Source organism: Pseudomonas sp. KBN10P06128, from assembly GCF_037574945.1.
GTDB lineage: Bacteria > Pseudomonadota > Gammaproteobacteria > Pseudomonadales > Pseudomonadaceae > Pseudomonas > Pseudomonas aeruginosa.
Genome location: NZ_JBBELR010000001.1, coordinates 2551266 through 2574170 on the forward strand (window position 1 = coordinate 2551266; position 22905 = coordinate 2574170).

A 22905-nucleotide genomic window follows, 5' to 3' on the forward strand; every position below is an offset into this window, starting at 1 on the left:
AGTGCCCTGGCGCCTCAGGACGACGGCGTCGCCTGAACCTGCGCGGCGACCGCCGCCTTGTCGATCACCGACCAGACGCCGGCGATGCGCTCGTCTTCGAATTCGTAGAAGACGTTCTCGGCGAAGCGTACCCGCTGGCCGTTGACCGGGATGCCGAACAGCCGGCCGCTGGGTGTGCAGTCGAAGTGCAGACGGCAGGCGACGCCCGGCGGATCGACGAGCAGGCGTTCGATCTCGAAGCGCAGGTCGGGGATTGCCAGGAAGTCGCCTTCGAGCATCCGCAGGTAGCCGTCGAGTCCGATCTGCACGTCGTTGTAGCGCACCCGGTCATGGACGAAGTCGCCCAGGCGCGCCCAGTCCTGGCGGTTCAGGCAGTCGATGTAGGCGCGATAGCGCTCGGCGAGTCGGTCACGGGTCATGCGGGTCTCCTTCGAGCTGTCCGGGCGGCATGAGCCAGACCCTAGCAAACCCGCGAGACGCCGTCAGTCGCTAGGCTTCAGCCCAGGCGCATGGACAGCTCGACATCCTCGGCGAAGGGCGTCGACAGGTAGCCGTTGGCCGGCGAGCGGACATGGGCCAGGTACTCGGGACTATGCTCGGCGTTGTCGGCGATCACCAGCGCGCCGGGGCGCAGGCGGCTTTCCAGCAGGGCGAGGACCTCCGGGTAGAGCGCCTTGGCGCCGTCCAGCAGGACCAGGTCGATGCTGTCCGGCAGGTCCTTGGCGAGGGTTTGCAGGGCGTCGCCCTCGCGCAGTTCCACCAGGTCGAGCAGCCCCCCGGCGGCCAGGTTGCGCCGTGCCCGCTCGGCCTTGGAGGGTTCGAACTCGCTGCCGATCAGGCGGCCACCGCCGTTGTCCCGCAGCGCCGCGGCGAGGTGCAGGGTGGACAGACCGAAGGACGTGCCGAACTCGACGATGCTGCGCGCCGAGCTGCTGCGCGCCAGCATGTAGAGCAGGCTGCCGGTTTCGCGGGAGACGGGCAGCGCCAGATCCTTCAGGCGGCCGTAGAACTCGCGGTATTCGGTCTTGCTGCCCATGAGGCGCTTCAGCTCGGCCTCCGAGAGGTCGGCGAGGGCGGGACTATTGCCCGGTGCGCTGGCTTCGGCTTCGGCTTCGGCGAACAGGCGTTGCAGGAGATCGGCGAGCGGGGCGTTGGTGAGGGTATTCATGGATGGCTCCGGGAATGTTTGAGCGCGTAAGTGCGTGGACCTAGAATGCGACGGATTCATCGCATTCCGCCATTCGCATTCCGGAGCCTTCCATGAGCGACAAGCGAAACCCGCGTATTTCCTCGCGCAAGCAGCCGCAGCAGGCCCGTTCCAGCGAGTTGGTGGCGAGCATCCTGGAGGCGGCTGTTCAGGTTCTGGCCAGCGAAGGCGCGCAACGTTTCACCACCGCGCGGGTGGCGGAGCGCGCCGGGGTGAGCATCGGTTCGCTGTACCAGTATTTCCCGAACAAGGCGGCGATCCTCTTCCGCCTGCAAAGCGACGAGTGGCGGCGCACCACGCGTCTGCTCGGCGAGATCCTCGAGGACACCGCCCGGCCGCCGCTGGAGCGCTTGCGCCGGCTGGTGCTGGCATTCGTGCGCTCGGAGTGCGAAGAGGCGGCGATACGCGTGGCGCTGAGCGACGCGGCGCCGCTGTATCGCGACGCCGACGAGGCGCGGGAGGTGAAGGCGGAGGGCGCGCGGGTGTTCCAGGCGTTTCTCCGGGAGGCCTTGCCGGAGGTCGCCGAGGCCGAGCGCAGCCTGGCCGGCGACTTGCTCACCACCACCCTCGGCGCGGTCGGCAAGCAGTTCTCCGAACAGCCGCGCAGCGAGGCGGAGATCGAGCGTTACGCCGAGGCCCTGGCCGATATGCTCTGCGCCTATCTCGCCGCCCTTGGCGAGCGCTGAGGTGCCGTGTGGCCGGAGCAAAACCGTCGCTTGGCCCAGCGGCCCCAGGTACGCGGCTGGCGCGTTCGTAGGCTTGGCGGAGCAGGCGTGTATCGGCGGAAGCGACCGGCGCCTGCCGGTCGCGGGAGGGATCAGGCTTCGGCGATGCCGGTGACGACGATGCCGAAGCGGCGCAGCAGCAGTTCCGCCGGCTCGTCGCTTTCCAGCTTGCCGGTGCTGTAGTGGCCCGGCTTGAGGTTGGCCTCGGCCCATTCCAGCAGGTGCTCGGCGACCTCTTCGGGGCTCGGCTTGTGGGGGAACGGCAGGACTTGGCGCTCGGTGGCTTCGTCCTTGCTGTAGGTGATTGCCCAATCGCTCATGGGTAGGCTCCTTGTTTTCGCTGAGTTGGCAGGCCGGCAGGGCCCGAAGGGTAGACCGGCGCGGTCGCGCAAGGGTTGCCCTGGCGCGATGGGCGGTCCCCGTCCGACTGTCGGCCGAGGGCGGAAAACACTTATGATTCAGCCACATGCTTTGTCTGGACCGGTCCCCGATGCTGTCTGCCGTACGGCGCTACAAGTCGATGCTTTCCAGCGCCCTGGCGCGTTGTTTCCCGCGTACCACCGCCTACCTGCAGGCCGAGCGCGAGGCCCGCGAAGCCTTGTTGCAGCCGGCCAAGGCCCGCTCCCGGAAGAACGCCGCGAAGGCTCCGGCCAAGGCCACCGGCAAGCCTGCGAAGGGCGCCGGCAAGCCCGCTGCCGCCTCGCGGCGCGCGCCGCAGGGAATCTATCCGGCTGCCGCACTGAAGGTCGACGAATCCCAGGAGCGCGCCATGCGCGAGCAGGTGGCGCAGGCCGCGACGCTCGGCGTGGTCAGCCCGCCGTCCGAGGAACAGTGGGCGATGATCCTCTGCCGCCAGCCGCTGGCGCGGATCTTTGCCGGTGCCGGCTCGGGCAAGTCGACCACCCTGGTCCTGCGGGTGGTGTTCATGCTCTGCCACCTGGGGGTCGAGCCGCAGCGGCTGACGGTGATTTCCTTCACCAACGCCTCCTGCGCGCAGTTGCGCGAACAATTGCTGCGCGTGCTCGCCCATTGGCAGTACCCGTTCGACGCGGCCCAGGCGCGGCAGTGCGTGCGCACTTTCCATTCGGCGCTCGGCAGCCTGGCCCGCGAGGTGCTCGGCAATCCGCGCTGGTTCGAACAACTGGACGACCGCGACCCCGCCGCCGAGCCGGACAACCCCCTTGCCGCCGGACGCCTGCGTCCGGCCCAGCAGCGCCTGCTGAAGCAGGCCTACCAGCAGTGCTACGCGGCAAGCCCGGCGTTCCGCGCCAAGACCCACAAGCTGCTGGAACTGCCGCCTCCGGCGGAGCCGGAAGAGGGCGCGCGGCGGCAGCCGAAGGCGCCGCTGGAGCCGTTCAAGCTGGCCGGCGAGTTCCAGGCGCTACCGCTGTACGAAGCCTTCCATGCCCAGGCCGGGTTCGCCGAGAGCCTGGGCCTGCGCGTCGAACGCCTGGACAGCGGCAAGCTGGAATGCGGGTTGCGCGAGAAGATCTTCGTCGAAGCCATGGCACTGTTCTGGGCGAGGTTCCAGGCGCTGTTGCGCGAGGAGGGCCTGATGACCTTCGACGCCGCGTTCCAGCAGCTCGGCGAGCGGATGGCCGGCGGGGCCCTGGCGGAAACGGCGCTGGCGCCGTTCACCCATCTGCTGATCGACGAGTTCCAGGATGTCTCGCCGCAGATCGTCCTCTGGCTACAGGCGTTGCACCGTCGCCTGGCAACCCAGGGCACCGCGCCGAGCCTGATGGCCATCGGCGACGACTGGCAGTCGATCTACGGCTGGCGCGGCAGTTCGCCGGAGCTGTTCATCGACTTCGACCGGCACTTCCCCTCGCGTGGGCGGGGACGCAAGAGCGCGCTGCTGGTGCTGGAAACCAACTACCGCTCCGTCGAACCGATCATTCGCGACGGCGAGAAGGTGCTGGCCGGGGTGCGTTTCAAGCAGGACAAGACCTGCCGCGCGTTCCGCCCGATCCAGCCGGGCGACCATGGCGTGAAGCTGGTGCAGCGTTTCGACCTGCGTGCGCAACTGCCGAAGCTGCTGGCGGAAATCCGCGCCCAGTGCGAGCACGCCGCCGCTCGCGAAAGCAGCGAGCGCACCGCGGTGCTGTTGCTGAGCCGGCGCAACGAGCCGTTGCAGGCGATCCAGGCGGAGTTGGATCGCGCGCTGCCGGTGAAGGGCATGACCATCCATCGCGCCAAGGGCCTCCAGGCCGAAGTGGCGATCGTCGTCGACGACTGCCTGCCGGGCGAGAAGCATCCGTTGCGCAACGCGCTGTACGCGGCATCGGGCTTCTTCCGCAACAGCTACGACCAGGCCATGGAGGACGAAAGCCTGCGCCTGGCCTACGTGGCGATCACCCGTGGTGTCAGCCGGGTGCTCTGGTACACGCGCAAGGCCCAGGGCGCCACAGCCCTGTTGGCCCGACGCTGAGGACGACCGTCTCGGCGGGCTACGCCTGGCGCTGCATCCAGGCGCTGAACGCGCGCAAGCGTTCGATGAACGCCGCCGGGTCTTCGGCCTGGCCGTCCAGCACGGCCTTGAAATATTCCAGGGCCGGCGCCTGTCCGGGGTACCGCGCGCGAAACAGCGCCAGGTAATGCTCCAGGGTCTCCGGCCAGACGCTCTCCGTCTCCCCGCGAAGGATGTCGCTGGAGCGGATCAGCTTCTTCGCCGCTTCCCGTTGCAGGCGGCGGCGCTTCTCCTCCGAGGACGCGCTTTCCAGGCGTCGCGCATAGTCTTCCAGCACCTGCGCATAGTCGCCGTTGAGGGCCAGGGCGATGGCTTTCGCCGGACGCAAGGGCGGCAGGGCGCTGGCCAGGTCTTCGCCCCACAGGCAGCGGCAGCGGTGCTTGAGCCAATAGCCCCAGCTATCGCGGTTGGCCGGATCGCGGGCCTGGTCCAGGTGGCCGATATCGAAATCGATCTTGCTGACTTCCGGGTGGCGCGCCTGCAATGCCAGGCGCGCGGTTTCCAGTTGCGCGGCCAGTTCGGGGCTGGGCGGGTCGCGCAGGACCAGGGTCAGGTCGAGGTCGGAGCGCCCCGCGTTGGCCTCGCCGCGGGCGACGCTGCCGTACAGGTAGACGCTGTGCACGGCCCGCTCGAACGGAGGCCGGGCCAGGGTCCGGCGCAGGTCGTCGAGCAGGGGGCGAAAGGCCGCCTGCGGTTCGACGCGTGGCGGCAGGGGGATGAAGCCCTCGGGCATGTCCATGCCGACAGCCTAGCGACACGCCGCCCGCGCGTCGATCAGCCTGCGTTGCGGAACAGCAGCGCCTTGAGGCCCGCCGCGGGGTCGACATCGGGGAACTCCGGCGGATTCTCCAGGCGTTCGACGAAGTGCAGCGACGGCGCCTCGCGGGCGGTTTCCTCGAGGAGGAAGTCGGGGCCGATGGCCGGGTCGTTGATACAGGCCAGCAGGGTGCCGCCGGGCACCAGCAGTTCCGGCAGGCGGCGGAGAATCCTGCGGTAGTCCTGGGTCAGGACGAAGCTGCCTTTCTGGAAGCTCGGCGGATCGACGATCACCAGGTCGTACGGGCCGAGCTTGCGCAGCTTGCCCCAGGACTTGAACAGTTCGTGGCCGAGGAAGCTCACCCGGCCGAGGTCGTGGCCGTTCAGGCGGTGATTGTCGCGGCCGCGGTTGAGCGGGCCGCGGGCCATGTCCAGGTTGACCACCTGGCTGGCGCCGCCGGCAATGGCCGCCACCGAGAAGCCGCAGGTGTAGGCGAACAGGTTGAGCACGCGGCGGCCGGCGGCCTGCTCCTGCACCCAGCGGCGGCCCAGGCGCATGTCGAGGAATAGCCCGGTGTTCTGGTTGCGTCCCAGGTCGAGGCGGAAGCGCAGTCCGTTTTCCACGATGTCCCAGGTTTCCAGCGGCTCGCCCGACAGCCATTCGCAGGCGCTGTCTGGGCGGTAGCGGTGCTGCAGGACCAGGTGCCGGCCCTGGCTCGCAGCCCAGGCCGGCGCCGTGGTCAGTTGCCCCAGGGTCCGACGCAAGGCCTCCAGTTCCTCCGGCTGCGGCTCCTTGAACAGAGTCACCAGCAGGACGCCCTGCAGCCAGTCCGCGGTCAATTGTTCCAGGCCCGGCCAGCAGCGGCCGCGACCATGGAACAGACGGCGGGTCTCCGCCGGCGCCGGGGACAGCGCGGCGAGCAGGTGCTGGAGGAGGGTATCGAGGGCTTCGCGATTCATGGCGGTTCGGCGTTGAAAAAGGGGCGGATTCTACCCGTTGCGTGACGGACAGTCCGCACCTTCGCTTCAATCGGGCGTCGCGGGCGCAGGCGTGGCGCTGGCCGGGCCGCCATCCTGGATCATCAGCAGGCTCTGTGGCGAGGACAGCGCGATGCCTTCGCTGCGCAAGCGGTCGAGGATGGTGAAGAGCAGGTCGCTGCGCGCGCCGGCCACCGAACGCGGGCTGTTGACGAAGCCGCTGGCGTTGAGCACCAGGCCGTTGCTGGCGAGATCCTTGAACGTCACCGAGGGCGCCGGTGCGTCGAGGATCGCCGGATGTTCGGCGAAGGCCTGCAAGAGAAGTTCGCGGACCTTCATCGCGTCGGTGTCCAGCGGCAGGGTCAGGTTCACCCCGACCACCCCGAGGGCATTGCCCATGGTCACGTTGCGCACGGTCTGGGAGATGAACTGCGAGTTCGGCACGATCACCGTGGAGCGGTCGCCCATCTGGATCTCGGTGGCGCGCACGTTGATCCGCCGGATATCGCCCTCGACCCCGCCCAGGCTGACCCAGTCGCCGACTTTCACCGGCCGCTCGGTCAGCAGGATCAGGCCGGAAATGAAGTTCTGCACGATGGCCTGCAGGCCGAAGCCGATGCCTACCGAGAGGGCGCTGACCACCCAGGTCAGGCTGGTCAGGTTGATGCGCAGGGTGGACATCACCAGCATCGCCAGGAGCACGAAGCCGAGGTAGCCGACCAGGGTCACCAGCGAGGCGCGCATGCCGGCGTCCATGTTGGTTTCCGGCAGCAACCGCTCGCTCAGCCAGCGCTTGACGATGCGCAGGGCGAACAGGCCGCCGACGAACAGCAGCAGGGCGACCAGGATGTCCTGCGGGACGATGTTCAGGTTGCCCAGGGTCTTGCTGCTTTCGCCCAGTTGGGCGAAGCCCTGCAGCAGTTCGCTGGGGCTCGAGCCGACCGGAAGGAAGGCCAGCAGCAGCGCGGTGAGCAGCAGCAGGGTGCGGCCGACCCCGGCCAGCACCGTGCTGGCCTGGGCCTGGTGGCGCGGCGACAGGCCGAGCGCATTGGCCAGCGCCAGGCCGCTGGGGTGCTTGGGCGAGAGCAGGGTTTCGCAGATGTCGCCGAAGAAAGCGATCAGCAGGTAGGTGGTGGCCGCGATCACGCTGATCCACAGCAGCTTGCCGGTGAGGAAGTAGGCCAGCGACAGGTAGCCGGTGAACAGGGCGAGGAGGATCGCCGCGATCCATACCGAGGCGACGAAGGGGATCAGCCCGGCGATCCCGCCTGGCCGCTCCAGGTCGTGCTTGCGCCGCACATGGTGGTAGCGCAGCAGGGCGGCGGCGAAGATCAGCGCGGTGACCAGCGCGGTCAGGCCGTTGAGGGCGACGGTCAGGGCCAGGCTGGTGCCGGTGACGCTGTTGATCCGTTCCTCGGTGGCCACCAGCATCAGCGCCACTGCGAGGATCGCCGGGAACGGGCCGAGGGCGCTGGCGATCCTGTCCGGGATCGCCGGCAGCCGCCAGGATGGTCGCGGCAGCATCAGCAGAGCGCGGCCGAGGCCGGCGATGAAGGCGCAGAAGGTCGCCAGGCTCACCAGTTGATCGGTCAGGCTGGCCATGTCGGGGCTCAGGCTGGCGTTGCTTTCCAGGCCCCAGCGCATCAGCGACACCGCGCCGACGATGGTCAGGATGGTCGCCAGCCCGACCGCCAGGGCCAGGGCGCTGCGCCGCAGGCGGCCTTCCGGCAGCCAGCGGATCATCGCCCAGGTAAGCATGCGCTCCAGCAGGCGGCGGCCGAAGCTCCAGATCAGCACGGTGGCCAGCAGGGTTCCGGCGAAGGCCCAGCGGTGTCCGGGCGCGATGGCGCTGTCGAAGGCGACCAGGGCCTCCGCCTTCAGCTTGTCCAGCCGGCGCAGGTCGTCGTCGGTGGGACGGATCAGGGTCGACCAGAAGCTCGGGCTGAACGGTGTCGCCGCGCGGCTGCTGATCTGCGAGTTGAACAGGCTGCGGCGCAGGTTGACGATCTGTGCTGCCAGGTCGCGGGACGACTGGCCGAGCTGGGTGGCCTGGCGTTCGTCGTCGAGCAGGGCGTTCTTCTGCCGGGTCAGGGCCTGGCGCTGGGCGGCGAGGCTTTCCGCCTCGTCGGGCTGCGGCGGGCCGATCACTTTCAACTGATCGTCGAGCCGCTCGATGTCGGCCACCCGCAGCGCGAGCAGGGCGTCGGCCTGGCGCTGGACTTGCAGCGCGCTCTGGCGCAACTCGGCGAGGAGGTCGTCGCTGGCGTCAGTGGTGACGCGCTGGCGGATCAGGTCGAGTTGCGCGTTGAGCTGGTCGAGGCTGGCGTCCTCGGCCAGGGCGGCCGGCGCTTCCAGGTCGACGGCCGCCTGCGGAGCCGGCCTGGCGGCCCAGGCCTCGCTGCCCAGGCTCAGGAGCAGGCCCAGGGCCATGGCGAACTGGCAGAGCAACATATGCAGGCTGGCGCGCCTCATCGAATCCCCCTTTCGATCCTGACTGGCTCAAGCAGTATGGACCGGTGCGGGCGCCGAGTAATTCCCCGCGTCGATAATCGCCAGGCGGCGCTAAAGGGACATGGATTCTGGCCATATCGATCCCTTTTTGGCCGCCGCCGCCGTTTTGCCGCGACCGCGCGCTGGGCAGAATCCCTCCACCAAGAACAAGAAACCTGCGAGGTCTCTCCATGCTGAGCGTCTACAGCGACGATCATCGTCTGCACTTCGGCCAGTCGGAACTGGTCGACGGCAAGCTGCAACCCTGTTTCGAAATGCCCAGCCGGGCCGACACCGTGCTGGCCCGGGTGAAGTCGCAGAACCTTGGCGAGGTGATCGCGCCAAAGGATTTCGGCCGCGAGCCGCTGCTGCGCATCCACGACGCCGCCTACCTGGACTTCCTCCAGGGCGCCTGGGCCCGCTGGACCGCCGAAGGCCACAGCGGCGACCTGGTGTCCACCACCTTCCCCGGCCGCCGCCTGCGCCGCGACGGGCCGATCCCCACGGCGCTGATGGGCGAGCTGGGCTACTACAGCTTCGACACCGAGGCGCCGATCACCGCCGGCACCTGGCAGGCCATCTACAGCTCCGCCCAGGTCGCGCTGACCGCCCAGGAGCATATGCGCCAGGGCGCCCGCAGCGCCTTCGCCCTCTGCCGTCCGCCGGGCCATCACGCCGGTGGCGACTTCATGGGCGGCTACTGCTTCCTCAACAATGCCGCCATCGCCACCCAGGCGTTCCTCGACCAGGGTGCCCGGCGCGTGGCGATCCTCGATGTCGACTATCACCATGGCAACGGCACCCAGGATATCTTCTACCGCCGCGACGATGTGCTGTTCGCCTCGATCCATGGCGATCCGCGGGTCGAATACCCGTACTTCCTCGGCTACGCAGACGAGCGCGGCGAAGGCGCCGGCGAGGGCTGCAACCACAACTATCCGCTGGCCCATGGCAGCGGCTGGGACCTCTGGTCGGCGGCGCTCGACGACGCCTGCGTGCGGATCGCCGGCTACGCCCCGGATGCCCTGGTGATTTCCCTTGGCGTGGACACCTACAAGGAAGACCCGATCTCCCAGTTCAAGCTGGATTCGCCGGACTACCTGCGGATGGGCGAGCGCATCGCCCGGCTGGGCCTGCCGACCCTGTTCATCATGGAAGGCGGCTATGCGGTGGAAGCCATCGGCATCAACGCGGTCAACGTGCTGCAGGGCTACGAAGGCGCGGCCCGCTGAGGAGCGAAGCATGCAATCGACTCGCAAGCTGCTGGCCGGCCTCGCGCTGGCCGTTTCCGCCGGGCTGGTTCAGGCCGCGCCGGAAGTACGGATCTACAACTGGTTCGACTACATCGCCCCGGACACCCTGAAGAACTTCCAGGCGCAGACCGGCATCGCGCCGAAGTACGACGTCTACGACAGCAACGAGGTGCTCGAGGCCAAGCTGCTGTCCGGGCATTCCGGCTACGACCTGGTGGTGCCCAGCGACAGCTTCCTGCCCAACTACCTGAAGGCCGAGGTGTTCCAGCCGCTGGACAAGAGCAAGCTGCCGAACTGGAAGAACCTCAACCCGGCCCTGCTCAAGGTGCTCGCCGGCAAGGACCCCGGCAACCGCTACGTGATGCCCTACATGTGGGGCACCAACGGCATCGCCTACAACCTCGACAAGGTCCGCGCGGTGCTCGGCGACGATGCGCCGCTGGACTCCTGGGACCTGGTGTTCAAGCCGGAGAACCTGGCGAAGCTGCAACAGTGCGGCGTGGCCTTCCTCGACTCGCCCACCGAGGTGATCCCCGAGGTGCTGCACTATCTCGGCCTGTCGCCCAACAGCCACCAGCCGGAAGACTACCGCCGAGCCGAGGAGCACCTGGCGAAGCTGCGCCCATACATCACCTACTTCAGTTCCTCGAAGTTCGTCAGCGACCTGGCCAACGGCAACGTCTGCGTGGCCATCGCCTGGTCCGGCGGAGCGATGCAGGCGGCCAACCGGGCCAGGGAAGCGAAGAACGGCATACGCATCGAGTACCGCATCCCGAAGGAGGGCGCCGCGGCCTGGTTCGACGTGCTGGCGATTCCGCGCGACGCGAAGAACGTCGAGCAGGCGCACGCCTTCCTCGACTACCTGCTGCGCCCGGAGGTGGTGGCGCCGATCTCCGACTACGTGGCCTACGCCAACCCGAACAAGGCGGCGGACGGTTTGATCTCGGCGGAGTTGCGCGACAATCCGAACGTCTACCCGCCGGAAGAGGTGCAGGCCAGACTGTATTCGGTGGAGATGCTGCCGCCGAAGCTGGAGCGGCTGCGCACGCGGACCTGGAGCAAGATCAAGACCGGCAAGTGAGCGGCCAGATGGCGGGTTCGCAGGACGCATAGCGCCACAGGCGCTATGCGTCACGCCCCGCAGGCCAGGCGAGCGGGCCGGAACTGCCGTGCACGACCCGCTGGAGGTCGCTTCCAGGCTTCGACCGGGCGTGCCGGCTTGTCCATAATGGCGCTGCCCGACGGTCGCCGCTGGCGGCCGCTTCCTTCCATGCCTGCCTGTGAGTCCGCCATGCGTAAGTCCGCCGATGCCTTCGCCTTCCAGACGATGCTGTTGCTCTGCGTGATCTGGGGCATCCAGCAGGTGACCATCAAGTGGGCGGCGACGGACATCGCGCCGGTGATGCAGGCGGCCATCCGTTCCGGCATCGCCGCCGCCCTGGTCGGCCTGCTGATGTGCTGGCGCGGCGGCTGGGAGGGCTTGCGCCAGGGCACCCTGGGCGCCGGCCTGCTGACCGGCACGCTGTTCGCCCTGGAGTTCCTGTTCATCGCCCTCGGCCTGCAATACACCACGGCTTCGCACATGTCGGTGTTCCTCTATACCGCGCCGATCTTCTCTGCCCTCGGGCTGCACTTCCTGCTTCCCAGCGAACGCCTGCGGCCCTTGCAGTGGCTGGGCGTGGCGGTGTGCTTCAGCGGCATCGCGGTGGCCTTCGGCGGAGGCCTGTCGTGGGCGGAAATGGATGGGCGGATGCTGCTCGGCGACGCTTTCGGCCTGCTCGCCGGGATGTCCTGGGGCGCGACCACGGTGGCAGTGCGCGGCACCCGGCTGTCCGAGGCACCGCCAAGCCTGACGCTGTTCTACCAATTGTTCGTGGCATGCGCCGGGTTATTGCTGATCGCTCTTTTCAGCGGCCAGTTCGGCGAGGTCCGCTGGACCCCGGTGAGCACCGCCAGCGTGCTGTTCCAGGGCGTGGTGGTGTCGTTCGCCAGCTACTTCTGCTGGTTCTGGCTGCTGCGTCGCTACCTGGCGAACAACCTGGCGATCTTCTCCTTCATGACCCCCCTGTTCGGCGTCACCTTCGGCGTATTGCTGCTGGGCGAGCCGCTCAGCCTGAACTTCGTCGCCGGCGCGGCGCTGGTCCTCGCCGGCATCACCCTGGTCAGCGGCGAGCAGTGGCTGCGACGCCTGCTGCGCCGCTGAGCGAGTGCGGCCGGCGCAACAGCAGGCCGGCGAAGACCAGGCCGAGCCCGGCGAGCGCCAGCGCCGGTTGCAGGCCGCCGGCGAAATGCGTGCTGAGCGCCGCCAGCAGCGGGCCGAGCAACTGGCCGAGGGCGAAACCGGTGGTCAGTTGGCCGGCGTTGCGCTGCGGCGTATGCGGCGCCAGTTCGCGGGCGTATTGCATCACCAGTTGCATGCCGGCGAGGAACGGCAGGCCGGTCAGCACTACCCCCAGGGCCAGTCCGCCGATCCCCGGCAGCAGGCAGGCGAGCACGCCGAGGGCCTGTAGCCAGAGCGCGCCGACCAGCCAGCGGCGGGTCCCGTCCGGGCGCTGCCGGCGCAGGCTGATCAGCACTACCCCGGTGGCCGAGGCCAGGCCGAAGCAGGGCCAGAACAGATCGGCCTGCCATTGCCCGTGGAAACGCGCCGCGGCCATCTGCGAGAGAAAGGTGGCCGGGATGATGTAGCCGAGGCCGACCAGTCCGTAGGCCCAGGTCAGGCGGCCGAGGCCGGCGTTCTCGCTTGCCGTTGCAGGCGCGTCGTGGCCGGCGCTGCGTGCGGCCGGGCGCGGCAGCAGCGGCAGCAGCGGCAGGAGCATGAGGATCAGGACCAGCGCGAGGTCGGCGAAGAGCTTCCAGATGAACACCGAGTCCTGGCCCAGGGCGTTGCCCAATGCCGCCAGCAGGCCGGTGACCATCACCCCGATGCCGGGGCCGGCGAACACCAGCGCGCCCAGCCGGGCCCGACCGCTTTCCGCGGCGAGGCGCTGGCTGAGGGCGGTGACCATGATCAGGACCCAGGCGCTGGCCACGCCAAGACCGAAGCGCAGCAGCGCGTGCGGCCAGAAGCCCTCGGCCCAGACCGAGGCCAGGGTCAGGCCGAAGCAGGCCCATAGCCCGACCAGCAGGCGCAAGCGCGCCTGCCGCGCTTCGCGGGCGAACAGCGCGTCCAGCGCGCCGACCAGGTAGCCGAGGTAGTTGGCGGCGGCCAGCAGGCCGGCGCCGGTCAGGTCGAGCTGGCCTTCGCGGATCAGGTGCGGCAGTTGCGGGGTCAGGGAGAAGCGCCCGACCCCCATGGCGACCACCAGCGCCAGCAGGCAGGCGAGCAGGCCGACCAGCGGCGAACGAAGAAAATCACGGGACATGTGCGGATTCCTGCCGGGGGATGAATGGCAGCAGGTTAGGCCTTGCGGCAATTCTGTAAAAATGAATAATCGTGAATTACTTGTTCTGTTTTGGAGAATTAACCGTGGAGTTCGGCCAGTTGAGGATCTTCCAGGCGGTCGCCGAGGAAGGCTCCATCGCCCGCGCCGCCGAGCGCCTGCACCGGGTGCCGTCGAACCTGTCGACGCGCCTGCGGCAACTGGAGGAACAGCTTGGCGTCGACCTGTTCCTCCGCGAACGCCAGCGCCTGCAACTGTCGCCGGCCGGCAAGGTCCTGCTGGACTACGCCGCGCGGCTGTTCGCCCTGCAGGAGGAGGCGCGCGCGGCGGTGCAGGGAGGCGAACCGGTGGGCGACTTCGCCCTCGGCTCGATGTACAGCACCGCGGCGATCCACCTGCCGCCGCGCCTGGCGGAATACCACCGGCGCTATCCGGCGGTGAACCTGCAATTGCAGACCGCGCCCAGCGGCGAGCTGGTCGAGTCGCTGCTGGGCGGGCGCCTGGACGCCGTGCTGGTGGACGGCCCGCTGGACTTCGACGGTCTGGAGGGCCTGCCGATGTTCGAGGAGCGCATGGTGCTGGTCACCGAGAATGGCCACCCGCCGGTGCGCGGTCCCGAGGACGTGGCCGGCAGCGCGGTGATCGCCTTCCGCCCGCGCTGCTCCTATCGCCTGCTGCTGGAGTCCTGGTTCGCCAGCGCGCGGGTGAGCATGGGCCGGGTGATGGAGATCGAGTCCTACCACAGCATGCTGGCCTGCGTGGTGGCCGGCGGCGGGGTGGCGCTGATGCCGGTGTCGATGCTGCAAAGCCTGCCGGGGCGGGAGTCGGTGGCGGTGCATGCGCTGGCCGAACCGTTCGCCCGGGCGAGTACCTGGCTGGTCTGGCGCAAGGGCATGGTCGGCGCCAACCTGAAGGCCTGGATCGGTCTTCTGCAAGGGCGGGAATCGGCGTTGGCTTGATTCAGGTCAGGGTCCGGGGCCGGTTTCCCGCAGTAAAGTTGTTTCCAAGGACGGAGTGGAACGTGCGGAGAGTGGGACGCCGGTCTACTCTTTCCTAGGGCGACCTGACTTGTCAGGTCGCCCGATTCTCCTTCCCTTGGACAAGGGGCCTGTCATGAAACTCTGGCTGCAAAACCTGGCGTGGCAACTCGGTGTCGCCCTTGGCCTGATCGAGCCCCCGCGCATGCAACCCATCCCGGTGGAAAACGACGAGCAACGCCGGCGCCTCGCCGCGCGGCAACGTCGCTGAGCCGGTTCCCCGACGCTCTGGCCTCCGCCTGCGGCGCTGGCCAGAGTCCCGGTTTTGGCCTATCGATCGTGGTTCCTGAACCAGGCGACGATCATTTCCCTCAAACGCTCCCCGGAAAAGCTCGCGAAATGCCCGCCATGCACGGTGCGCACCGGTAGCTCGCGCAGGCGCGCGAGGCTGGCGGCATAGTCGTCGAGGTTGGAATGATAGGCGTCCTCGACCAGCGGACCGTCGTAGACGATGTCGCCGGAAAACAGCGTCTGTGTCGCCGCTTCCCACAGGCTGATGCCGCCCGGCGAGTGCCCGGGCGTGTGCAGCACCTGCAGCACGCGGTCGCCGAGATCGAGCACGTCGCCTTCGTCGATCAGGCGGGTCGCCGGCGCTGCTCGCACCCGGTATTCGGCGTAGCACAGCGGGCACTCCGGATGCGCCTCGAACATCTCGTCGCCGACATAGGCGCGCGCCAGGGTGTTGTCGCCGTCCGGCGCGGCGAGGATCTCCGCCTCGGCCGGATGCGCCAGGCGCTCGGCGAATTCGTGGTGGCCGGCGATATGGTCGAAGTGGGTGTGGCTGGCCACCGCCAGCAGCGGTCGTTCGGTGAGCCAGGGCAGTTGCTCGCGCAGGCTGACCAGACCGGAGCCGCTGTCCACCAGCACGTCGCGCTCGCGGCCCTGGACATGCCACATGTTGCAGCGATAGAAGGGGCGCACGTAGGGCTCGTGGATCAGGCTGATACCGTTGTAGAAGTGCCGGGTTTCGAACCAGCGGTCGCGGCTGACGATTCTCATCGCGGTCTCTGTCGGTGGAAAGGCTATCCCAGAAGGATAGGCGTTCAGGGTATGACCTTGCCCGGGTTGAACAGTCCGCTGGGGTCGAGCAGTTCCTTGATCTGCGCCATCAGCGCGAGCTTCAGCGGATCGGCGTAGCGTCCCAGGGCTTCCTTCTTCTCCAGGCCGATGCCGTGCTCGGCGGAGATCACGCCAGCGCATTCGCCCAACTCGCCGTAGAGGATTTCCTCCACCGCCTGGTGCAGCGGCAGCAGCGGGACGTCGGCGGCGAGCATGACGTGCAGGTTGCCGTCGAGGAAATGGCCGAAGAGGAAGACCTGCATGCCCTTCACCAGGTCGTCCAGGCGCCGCCGGATGCGCTCGACGTAGCCGGCCAGGGCCGGCACCGGCAGCGATACGTCGAAGGACAGGCTGTCGACGCCGGCGTGGATGGCCGCGTCGGAGTCTTCGCGCAGGCGCCAGATGGCCAGGCGCTGGGTTTCGTTGGCGGCGAGCAGGGCGTCTTCCACCAGCCCGTCCTCGAAGCAGTCTTCCAGCAGGGCGGTGAGCGCCTCGCCGGCATCCAGGTGGCGGTCCTCGGCCAGTTCCACCAGCAGGTAGAGAGGGCAGGGCGCCAGGCTCGGCGCGCTGTCGCCCATGGGTGCGGCGGTGCATTGCAGGTAGTCGTGCCAGAGGATCTCGCAGGCGAACAGGCGTTCGGCGTGCTCGCGGCGCAGGCGCGCGGCGATGGTGATCGCCGCGTCGACGTCGGGCAGGCCGAGCAGGGCGGTGGCGCCGGGACGCTGCAACGGCTCCAGGCGCAGTACCGCACGGGTGACGATGCCGAGGGTGCCTTCGGCGCCGACGAACAACTGCTTGAGGTCGTAGCCGGTGGTGTTCTTCAGCAGCCCGCGCAGGTCGCTGTAGACGCTGCCGTCGGCGAGTACCGCTTCCAGGCCGAGCACGCGCTGGCGCATGGTGCCGAAGCGGAAGGCGCGGATGCCGCCGGCGTTGGTCGCTACCAGCCCGCCGACGCTGGCGCTGCCGCGCGCGGCGAGATCGATGCCGGGGTCGAGTCCGGCCTCGGCGGCCAGCGCCTGGGCCTGTTCGAGGGTGACGCCGGCGTCGAGGTCGAGGGTCTGGCTGGCCGCATCCAGCCGGTGTATGCGGTTCAGCCTGCGCAGCGAGAGCAGCACGTCGCCGGCTTGCGCGGCGCCGCCGCCGACCAGACCGGTGAGTCCGCCCTGGGGCACCAGGGCGCGTCCCGCCTGGCGGCACAGACGCACCACGGCAGCGACCTGGTCGGTGCTTTCCGGCAGGACCAGGAAGCTTCCGGCGAGGTTCTGCGGATGGTAGCCGGGGTCCTGCCCGGCGAGCGCGGCACTGTCGCGCACGCCACGGGCGCCGAGGATCTCGCAGAGGGAGCGGTAGAGTTCGGAATCGTCCATGGCGGGCTCCGGGTCAGGGATGGAAGGGCGCGGCTTGCAGCACCTCGACGATCAGCGGACGGTCCGCCGGGGCGCCGCGCAGCAGTTCGCGCAGGTGCTCGAGATCGCGCGCGCGTTCGGCGGCGCAGCCGAAGCCGCGGGCGATGGCGAGGAAGTCCGGGGTGTAGATATCGACCCCGAGCGGAGTGATCTCGCGCCGCTCCATGTAGCGCTTGATCTCGCCATAGCCGTGGTTGTTCCACAGCAGCACGACGATGCCGACCTTGGCTTCCACCGCGCTGGCCAGTTCCGGCAGGGTGAACTGCAGGCCGCCGTCGCCCATCAGGCTGACCACCGGGCGTCCCGGCTCGCCGAGCTTGGCGCCGATGGCGGCGGGCAGGCCATAGCCGAGGGTGCCGTAGCCGGTGGAGGCGTTGAACCAGCGGCGCGGCTCGTCGAGATCGACCAGGTGGTTGCCGCTGTAGACGGTCTGGGTCGAGTCGCCGACGAAGCGGGCGTCCGGCCACTCGGCGAGGATCGCGGCGAACAGCTGGCGATAGTGCGACCAGCCGGCGAAGTCTTCGGCCAGGCGCTGGCGCACGGCGGCGGCGCGCCGGGCCCCGGGGCTGTCCGGCGAGGCCTCGCCGCCCGGCAGTTCGGCCAGCAGCACGCGCATGGCCAGCCGGGCGTCGCTGTGGATGGCCAGGCTAGGCGTGTAGTTGCGCATCAGTTGCTGCGGGTCGATGTCGATGCGGATCAACTCGCCATCGAGGGCGAAGCCGCCGTCGAACACCACGTCGTAGTCGGTTTCGCCCAGCTCGGTGCCGATGGCCAGCACCACGTCGGCCTCGGCGGCCAGCTCGCGTACCGGCACGCAGGACTGGTTGCTGCCCAGCAGCAGCGGGTGGTCGGCCGGTAGCAGGCCCTTGGCGTTGATCGTCAGGGCGGTCGGCGCGTCCAGCGCGGCGGCCAGGGCACGCGCTTCGGCGGCGGCCTCGACGCAGCCGCCGCCGAGCAGCAGCAGTGGCTTCTTCGCGTTGCGCAGGCGCGCCGCGGCCTCGCGCAAGGGCGCGAGTGCCGGCGCCGGGCGGCTGGCGACGGTGCGCGGGCGCAGGGCCAGGTGTTCGGCGGGCGCGGTGATGACGTCGAGCGGCAGCTCGATGTGCACCGGCCGCGGCCGCTCGCTGTCGAACACGGCGAAGGCGCGGGCGAGCACCGCCGGCAGCTCCTCGGCGCTCATCAGGGTATGGCTGAAGGCGCAGACGTTGCCTACCAGGTTGCGCTGGTTCGGCAGCTCGTGCAGGTAGCCGTTGCCGTGGGCCAGGCGCGCGCGTTCGTTGACGCTGGAGATCACCAGCATCGGAATCGAGTCGGCGTAGGCCTGGGCCATGGCGGTGAGGATGTTGGTCATCCCCGGGCCGGTGATGATGAAGCACACGCCGGGCTTGCCGGTGACCCGTGCGTAGCCGTCCGCCATGAAGCCGGCGCCCTGCTCGTGGCGCGGGGTGACATGGCGGATACGGCTGCCGGGCAGGCCGCGGTAGAGTTCTACGGTATGTACGCCGGGGATGCCGAAGACGGTCTCGACGCCCCAGGCTTCGAGTTGCTTGACGAGGAATTCGCCGCAGGTGGTCATGGCCGTTCCTTTTTCATGTTCTCGGGAATGGAAAAGGCGAGGGAAAGTCCCTCGCCTGTCGGGGTTGTGCCTGGTTCAGGCGGCGCTGGCGACACCCGTCGGGCGCCGCGAGAACAGGCTGACCAGGACGAAGCTGAGCAGGCCGACCGCCAGGCTGTAGTAGATCGGCGTATTCGCGTCGAGGCCGTCCTTGATCATGAACACCAGCACGGTAAGGAAGCCCAGGGTCATGCTGGTGATGGCGCCGGCGGTGCTGGCGCGCTTCCAGTAGATCGCGCCGATCAGCGGGATCAGCATGCCGCCTACCAGCAGGTTGTAGGCCACGGTCAGGGCGCTGATCACGTCGCTGACCACCAGGGCGATGCCGAGCACTACCAGGCCCAGCAGCAGGGTGGCGATGCGGTTCTCGTGCACGTCGCCGTTGTCGGACTGGCCGCGGCCGCGGCGCAGGCGCGGCAGCAGGTCCTGGGTGACGGTGGTGGACGCCGCCAGCAGGCCGGCGCTGGCGGTGGACATCAGCGCCGCCAGGGCGGCGGCGATGACCAGGCCGCGGATGCCGTTCGGCAGGCTGTGCTCGACCACGCTGGCGAAGGCGTTGTTGACGTTCTCCAGGTCCGGCAGCAGGACCTTGGCGGCCATCCCGATCAGCGCCCCGGCCATGCCGTAGAGCACGCAGTAGATACCGGCGGCGGAGCCGGCGACCTTGGCCACGGTCTCGCTGCGGGCGGTGAACACCCGCTGCCAGATGTCCTGGCCGATGAAGATGCCGAAGAAGTAGATCAGGAAGTAGGTGACGATGGTGTCCCAGCCGATCGCGGTGAAGTCGAAGTAGCTGGCCGGCAGCTTGGCCACCAGGGCGTCCCAGCCGCCGGCGTCGTTGATCGACAGCGGCATCAGCAGGAACACCAGGCCAACGGTCATGATCAGGAACTGCACGATGTCGGTCAGGGTCAGCGACCACATGCCGCCGATGGTGGAGTAGAGCACCACGACGCCGCCGCCGATCAGGATCGAGACCCAGAACGGCAGGCCGAACAGGACCTGCATGACGGTGCCGATGGCGATGGTCGAGGTGGCGCCGATCATCAGTGCGTAGACCAGCATGATCAGGGCGCTGGCGTGGCGCGCGGCGGGGTTGTAGCGACGCTCCAGGACCTGGGTGACGGTGTAGATCTTCAGCTTCAGCAGCGGCTTGGCCAGGAACAGGCTGAGGCCGACGATGCCGAGGCCGATCGCGCCGCACAGCCAGAAGCCGGAGATGCCATGGACGTAGCCCAGGCGCACGGTGCCGATGGTGGAGGCGCCGCCGAGGACGGTGGCGGCCATGGTTCCCAGGTAGAAGCCGGGGCCGAGGTTGCGGCCGGCCACCAGGTAGTCGTCGCGGGTCTTGGCGCGGCGCATGCCGTACCAGCCCAGCGCGATCATGCCCGCGGCGTAGATCAGAACGACGAATATGTCGAGGGCCATATCAGGTCTCCCAAGTTTCTCATTGTCATTGTTGTATCCGGCGAGGCGCCGGAAGCGCGGGACGCTGGCGTCCCGCCGTGTGTGTACCCCGCCTCAGGCGGTGGCTATCGCAGGGGCCCTCCGCGTGCCGTGCGCGCGCACCCAGCGCGGTCCTTGCGGGCCATAGACGCAAGGCGGTTCCGGGAACAGGCGCAGCAGTGCCAGGTAGAGCAGGGCGGCCAGGCCGAGGGCGACCGGCAGGCTGAGGTCGATGCCGCCGGCCAGTTCGCCGAGCGGACCGACGAATTGCCCCGGCAGGTTGACGAAGGCCAGGCCGGCTGCCGCGCTGGGAATCCAGGCGCCCATTCCGCGCCAGTTCCAGCCGTGCTCGAACCAGTAGGCGCCGCCGCGCTGGCCGCGGGTGAACACCTGCAGGTCGTCCGGGCGGTAGAAGCCGCGACGGGTCAGCAGGCCGATCAGCATGATCACCATCCACGGGGTGGTGCAGGTGACGATCAGCACGGCGAAGGTGGAGACGCTCTGCACCAGGTTGAAGGCGAAGCGGCCGACGAAGATGAAGCCGATCGAGGCGACCCCGATCAGCACCGTGGCCTGCACCCGCGAGAGCAGGCGCGGGAACACGCTGGACATGTCCAGCCCGGTGCCGTACAGCGAAGTGGTGCCGGTGGACATGCCGCCGATCACCGCGATCAGGCATACCGGCAGGAAGAACCAGCCGGGAGCGATGGCCAGCAGGCCGCCGACGTAGTTGTTGGCGGCGATGTAGTCCGGCGCGCGGACGGCGACGATGGTCGCGGTGGCGAGGCCGAACAGGAAGGGAACCAGGGTCGCCAGCTGCGCGCCGATCACCGCCAGCATGATCCGTGCCTGCGAGGTCTGGCGGGGGATGTAGCGGGCCCAGTCGCCCAGGAAGGCGCCGAAGGAGATCGGGTTGCTCATGGCCAGCAGGGTGGCGCCGATGAAGGCGGCCCAGAAGCCCGGCTGGCCGAGCTGCACGCTGCCGGCGTAGGCGGCGTCGAAGGGGCCGGCGAAGGCGAACAGGCCGAGCAGGAACAGCAGGCTGGCGGCCCACACGGCGATCCTGTTGACCAGCAGCATGAAGCGGAAGCCGTAGATGCATACGGTCAGCACCAGCACGGCGAACAGGCCGTAGGCCAGGCCCAGGTTCAGTTCGCTCTCTTCCAGGCCGACCAGGCGCCGGGCGCCGCCGACCAGGGCGTCGCCGGAACTCCACACCGAGAGCGAGAAGAAGGCGATGGCGGTCAGCAGCGAGAGGAAGGAGCCGACGATGCGCCCGTGCACGCCGAAGTGCGCGCCGGAGGAGACCGCGTTGTTGGTGCCGTTGAGCGGGCCGAACAGGCCCATCGGGGCGAGGATCAGCGCGCCCAGTGTGACGCCCAGCAGGATCGCCCACAGCCCGGCCTGGAAGGACAGCCCGAAGAGCACCGGAAAGCTGCCGAGCACGGCGGTGGCGAAGGTATTGGCGCCGCCGAAGATCATGCGGAACAGATCGACCGGCGTGGCGTTGCGTTCGTGGTCGGGAATCTGTTCGACCCCGAAGGTTTCGATGCGTGTGATTGCGTGTTGGTTATTGTTGTTATCCATGACGTTCTCCCGGGAGAGCTAGCTAGTCGATGGCAGGTACTCCGGCATCGCCGACAAGTGCTCATGGCAGGCCAGCCAACGGCCTTCTTGTTGTTCTAGGCGGAACAGGATGGTTTCCCGTTCCCGGTTCAGGCTTTCCGTTCCCTGGAGGCGCAGCCGGGTGGCGACGTCGTGGCTGAAGATCGCCAGGTCGCCTTGCAGGCTGACGCAGGTATTGCTGGATTCGCACGCCAGCACTTCGAAGCCGTCCTCGCGTCGCCAGCGCTCCCACAACTCGCGGTAGGCCGCGCGCGAGCGCAGCGGCTGAGGCCAGTTGTGGAAGATGAAGCTGGCGTCCTCGCTGAAGGCGGCGAAATAGGCATCGGCATCGTTGCGGGCGAAGGCCGCCACCAGTCGGCGGGCGGCCTCCAGCACCTGTTCGACGCGGTCGTCGGTCATGGTCGCGCTACGGCTCAGCGACGCACCACGCCCGGGAGGACGCAGAGCATTTCATAGAGCAGGTTGGCGCCCAGCAACGAAGTGTTGCCGGTGGTGTCGTAGGGCGGTGAGACTTCGACCAGGTCGCAGCCGACCAGGTCCAGGCCCTGGCAGCCGCGGATGATTTCCATCGCCTGGATGGTGGTCAGGCCGCCGATTTCCGGGGTGCCGGTGCCGGGCGCCCAGGCCGGGTCGATGCCGTCGATGTCGAAGCTCAGGTAGACGGGGCCGCCGCCGACCTTCTCGCGGACCTCGGCCATCAGCGGCTCCAGCGACTTGTGCCAGCACTCCTCGGCCTGCACCACGCGGAAGCCCTGCTTGCGGCTCCAGTTGAAGTCCTCGGCGGTGTAGCCCTGGGCGCGCAGGCCGATCTGCACCACGCGGTCGCAATCCAGCAGGTCTTCTTCCACCGCGCGGCGGAAGGTGGTGCCGTGGGCGATCTTCTCGCCGAACATGTGGTCGTTGACGTCGGCGTGGGCGTCGATGTGGACCAGGCCGACCTTGCCGTGCTTCTTCTTGATCGCGCGGAGGATCGGCAGGGTGATGGTGTGGTCGCCGCCGAGGGTCAGCGGGAGGATGCCGTGACCGAGGATGCGGTCGTATTCCTGCTCGATGATGCGCACGGCTTCCAGCAGGTTGAAGGTGTTGATCGCGACGTCGCCGATGTCCGCCACGTTCAGCGAGTCGAAGGGGGCGGCGCCGGTGGCCATGTTGTAGGGACGGATCATCACCGATTCGGCGCGGATCTCGCGGGGGCCGAAGCGGGTACCGGAGCGCAGCGAGGTGCCGATGTCGAGGGGCACGCCGACGAAGGCGGCATCGAGGGCGTCGAGTTCGGCGGGGGACTGGACATGGGGCAGGCGCATCATGGTGGCGATGCCGCCGAAGCGGGGCATTTCATTGCCGCCCAGGGGCTGGTGGAGATTCTTGTCCACGGGGTGGCCTCACGGTCGTTGTGGTTGTTTTAGGGGTCGGACGGATTCTCTTCACAGCCGGTAGCGAGTCAAATCGCTGGC

General features: G+C 68.7%; 21 protein-coding genes. 7 read left to right on the plus strand and 14 right to left on the minus strand.

The window, feature by feature from the left end; translation table 11 throughout:
* Positions 1 to 14 precede the first annotated feature (14 nt).
* A complete protein-coding gene (locus tag VQ065_RS12170; protein ID WP_003086989.1) occupies positions 15 to 419 on the minus strand; it encodes an ester cyclase in 405 nt (134 codons plus the stop codon).
* A gap of 77 nt (positions 420 to 496) precedes the next feature.
* Positions 497 to 1168 (minus strand): O-methyltransferase, encoded by a 672-nt coding sequence (locus tag VQ065_RS12175; RefSeq protein WP_003086990.1) that lies wholly within the window; start codon positions 1166 to 1168, stop codon positions 497 to 499.
* Positions 1169 to 1260: 92 nt separating this feature from the next.
* Here VQ065_RS12175 and VQ065_RS12180 point away from each other — a divergent pair, with 92 nt between their 5' ends.
* Entirely contained in the window at positions 1261 to 1893 is a 633-nt protein-coding gene (locus tag VQ065_RS12180) for a TetR family transcriptional regulator (RefSeq protein ID WP_003086991.1), read from the plus strand.
* Positions 1894 to 2024: 131 nt separating this feature from the next.
* Here the strand turns inward: VQ065_RS12180 and VQ065_RS12185 are convergent, their stop codons facing one another.
* Positions 2025 to 2252, minus strand: a complete 228-nt coding sequence (locus tag VQ065_RS12185) for a hypothetical protein (protein WP_003082927.1) — start codon at positions 2250 to 2252, stop codon at positions 2025 to 2027.
* 170 nt (positions 2253 to 2422) lie between these two features.
* Between VQ065_RS12185 and VQ065_RS12190 the strand changes: the two genes are divergently transcribed.
* Complete coding sequence (locus VQ065_RS12190) at positions 2423 to 4363, plus strand: UvrD-helicase domain-containing protein (protein ID WP_003086992.1); 1941 nt, start codon at positions 2423 to 2425, stop codon at positions 4361 to 4363.
* A 19-nt stretch (positions 4364 to 4382) separates the two neighbouring features.
* On the opposite strand, the gene VQ065_RS12195 is transcribed toward VQ065_RS12190, so the two are convergent.
* The 3 genes from VQ065_RS12195 to VQ065_RS12205 all read right to left on the minus strand — a co-directional run bounded on the left by VQ065_RS12195 (position 4383) and on the right by VQ065_RS12205 (position 8608).
* Entirely contained in the window at positions 4383 to 5141 is a 759-nt protein-coding gene (locus VQ065_RS12195; RefSeq protein WP_003086993.1) for a nucleotidyltransferase domain-containing protein, read from the minus strand.
* Between the two features lie 35 nt (positions 5142 to 5176).
* Positions 5177 to 6118 (minus strand): class I SAM-dependent methyltransferase, encoded by a 942-nt coding sequence (locus VQ065_RS12200; RefSeq protein WP_003086994.1) that lies wholly within the window; start codon positions 6116 to 6118, stop codon positions 5177 to 5179.
* 66 nt (positions 6119 to 6184) lie between these two features.
* Entirely contained in the window at positions 6185 to 8608 is a 2424-nt protein-coding gene (locus VQ065_RS12205) for a mechanosensitive ion channel family protein (protein WP_003086995.1), read from the minus strand.
* Between the two features lie 209 nt (positions 8609 to 8817).
* On the opposite strand from VQ065_RS12205, the gene aphA reads away from it, so the two are divergent.
* The 3 genes from aphA to VQ065_RS12220 all read left to right on the plus strand — a co-directional run bounded on the left by aphA (position 8818) and on the right by VQ065_RS12220 (position 12082).
* Positions 8818 to 9858 carry an acetylpolyamine amidohydrolase AphA gene (aphA, locus tag VQ065_RS12210; RefSeq protein ID WP_003082940.1) on the plus strand — a complete coding sequence of 347 codons (1041 nt, stop codon included), beginning with the start codon at positions 8818 to 8820 and terminating at the stop codon, positions 9856 to 9858.
* A 10-nt stretch (positions 9859 to 9868) separates the two neighbouring features.
* The gene (locus tag VQ065_RS12215) at positions 9869 to 10960 is read left to right on the plus strand and encodes an extracellular solute-binding protein (protein WP_003082943.1); all 1092 of its coding nucleotides are present in this window, start codon (positions 9869 to 9871) and stop codon (positions 10958 to 10960) included.
* 210 nt (positions 10961 to 11170) lie between these two features.
* Positions 11171 to 12082 (plus strand): DMT family transporter, encoded by a 912-nt coding sequence (locus tag VQ065_RS12220; RefSeq protein WP_023084456.1) that lies wholly within the window; start codon positions 11171 to 11173, stop codon positions 12080 to 12082.
* Here VQ065_RS12220 and VQ065_RS12225 read toward each other — a convergent pair.
* Positions 12042 to 13244: an MFS transporter gene (locus tag VQ065_RS12225; RefSeq protein WP_003087002.1), complete on the minus strand. Its 1203-nt coding sequence runs from the start codon at positions 13242 to 13244 to the stop codon at positions 12042 to 12044. The two genes, VQ065_RS12220 and VQ065_RS12225, sit on opposite strands and share 41 nt — an antisense overlap.
* Before the next feature lie 104 nt (positions 13245 to 13348).
* Between VQ065_RS12225 and ptrR the strand changes: the two genes are divergently transcribed.
* Together ptrR and VQ065_RS12235 are read left to right on the plus strand one after the other, a co-directional pair.
* Positions 13349 to 14221, plus strand: a complete 873-nt coding sequence (gene ptrR, locus VQ065_RS12230; protein WP_003087005.1) for a putrescine utilization regulator PtrR — start codon at positions 13349 to 13351, stop codon at positions 14219 to 14221.
* 154 nt (positions 14222 to 14375) lie between these two features.
* Positions 14376 to 14510 carry a PA1414 family protein gene (locus VQ065_RS12235; protein ID WP_003087006.1) on the plus strand — a complete coding sequence of 45 codons (135 nt, stop codon included), beginning with the start codon at positions 14376 to 14378 and terminating at the stop codon, positions 14508 to 14510.
* A gap of 59 nt (positions 14511 to 14569) precedes the next feature.
* On the opposite strand, the gene VQ065_RS12240 is transcribed toward VQ065_RS12235, so the two are convergent.
* From VQ065_RS12240 to speB, 7 genes are all read right to left on the minus strand, one after another.
* On the minus strand, positions 14570 to 15298 hold the full coding sequence (locus VQ065_RS12240; RefSeq protein WP_003082954.1) for an MBL fold metallo-hydrolase: 729 nt from the start codon (positions 15296 to 15298) through the stop codon (positions 14570 to 14572).
* Positions 15299 to 15342: 44 nt separating this feature from the next.
* Entirely contained in the window at positions 15343 to 16725 is a 1383-nt protein-coding gene (locus VQ065_RS12245) for an FAD-binding oxidoreductase (protein WP_003087009.1), read from the minus strand.
* A gap of 13 nt (positions 16726 to 16738) precedes the next feature.
* Positions 16739 to 18340 carry a 5-guanidino-2-oxopentanoate decarboxylase gene (locus VQ065_RS12250; protein ID WP_003122953.1) on the minus strand — a complete coding sequence of 534 codons (1602 nt, stop codon included), beginning with the start codon at positions 18338 to 18340 and terminating at the stop codon, positions 16739 to 16741.
* Positions 18341 to 18415: 75 nt separating this feature from the next.
* Positions 18416 to 19807: a sodium:solute symporter gene (locus VQ065_RS12255; RefSeq protein WP_003087011.1), complete on the minus strand. Its 1392-nt coding sequence runs from the start codon at positions 19805 to 19807 to the stop codon at positions 18416 to 18418.
* Positions 19808 to 19900: 93 nt separating this feature from the next.
* Entirely contained in the window at positions 19901 to 21412 is a 1512-nt protein-coding gene (locus tag VQ065_RS12260) for a purine-cytosine permease family protein (protein WP_003087019.1), read from the minus strand.
* Between the two features lie 18 nt (positions 21413 to 21430).
* Positions 21431 to 21850 (minus strand): YybH family protein, encoded by a 420-nt coding sequence (locus VQ065_RS12265; RefSeq protein ID WP_003087020.1) that lies wholly within the window; start codon positions 21848 to 21850, stop codon positions 21431 to 21433.
* A gap of 14 nt (positions 21851 to 21864) precedes the next feature.
* The gene (speB, locus tag VQ065_RS12270) at positions 21865 to 22824 is read right to left on the minus strand and encodes an agmatinase (RefSeq protein WP_003087022.1); all 960 of its coding nucleotides are present in this window, start codon (positions 22822 to 22824) and stop codon (positions 21865 to 21867) included.
* Between the last annotated feature and the right edge of the window lie 81 nt (positions 22825 to 22905).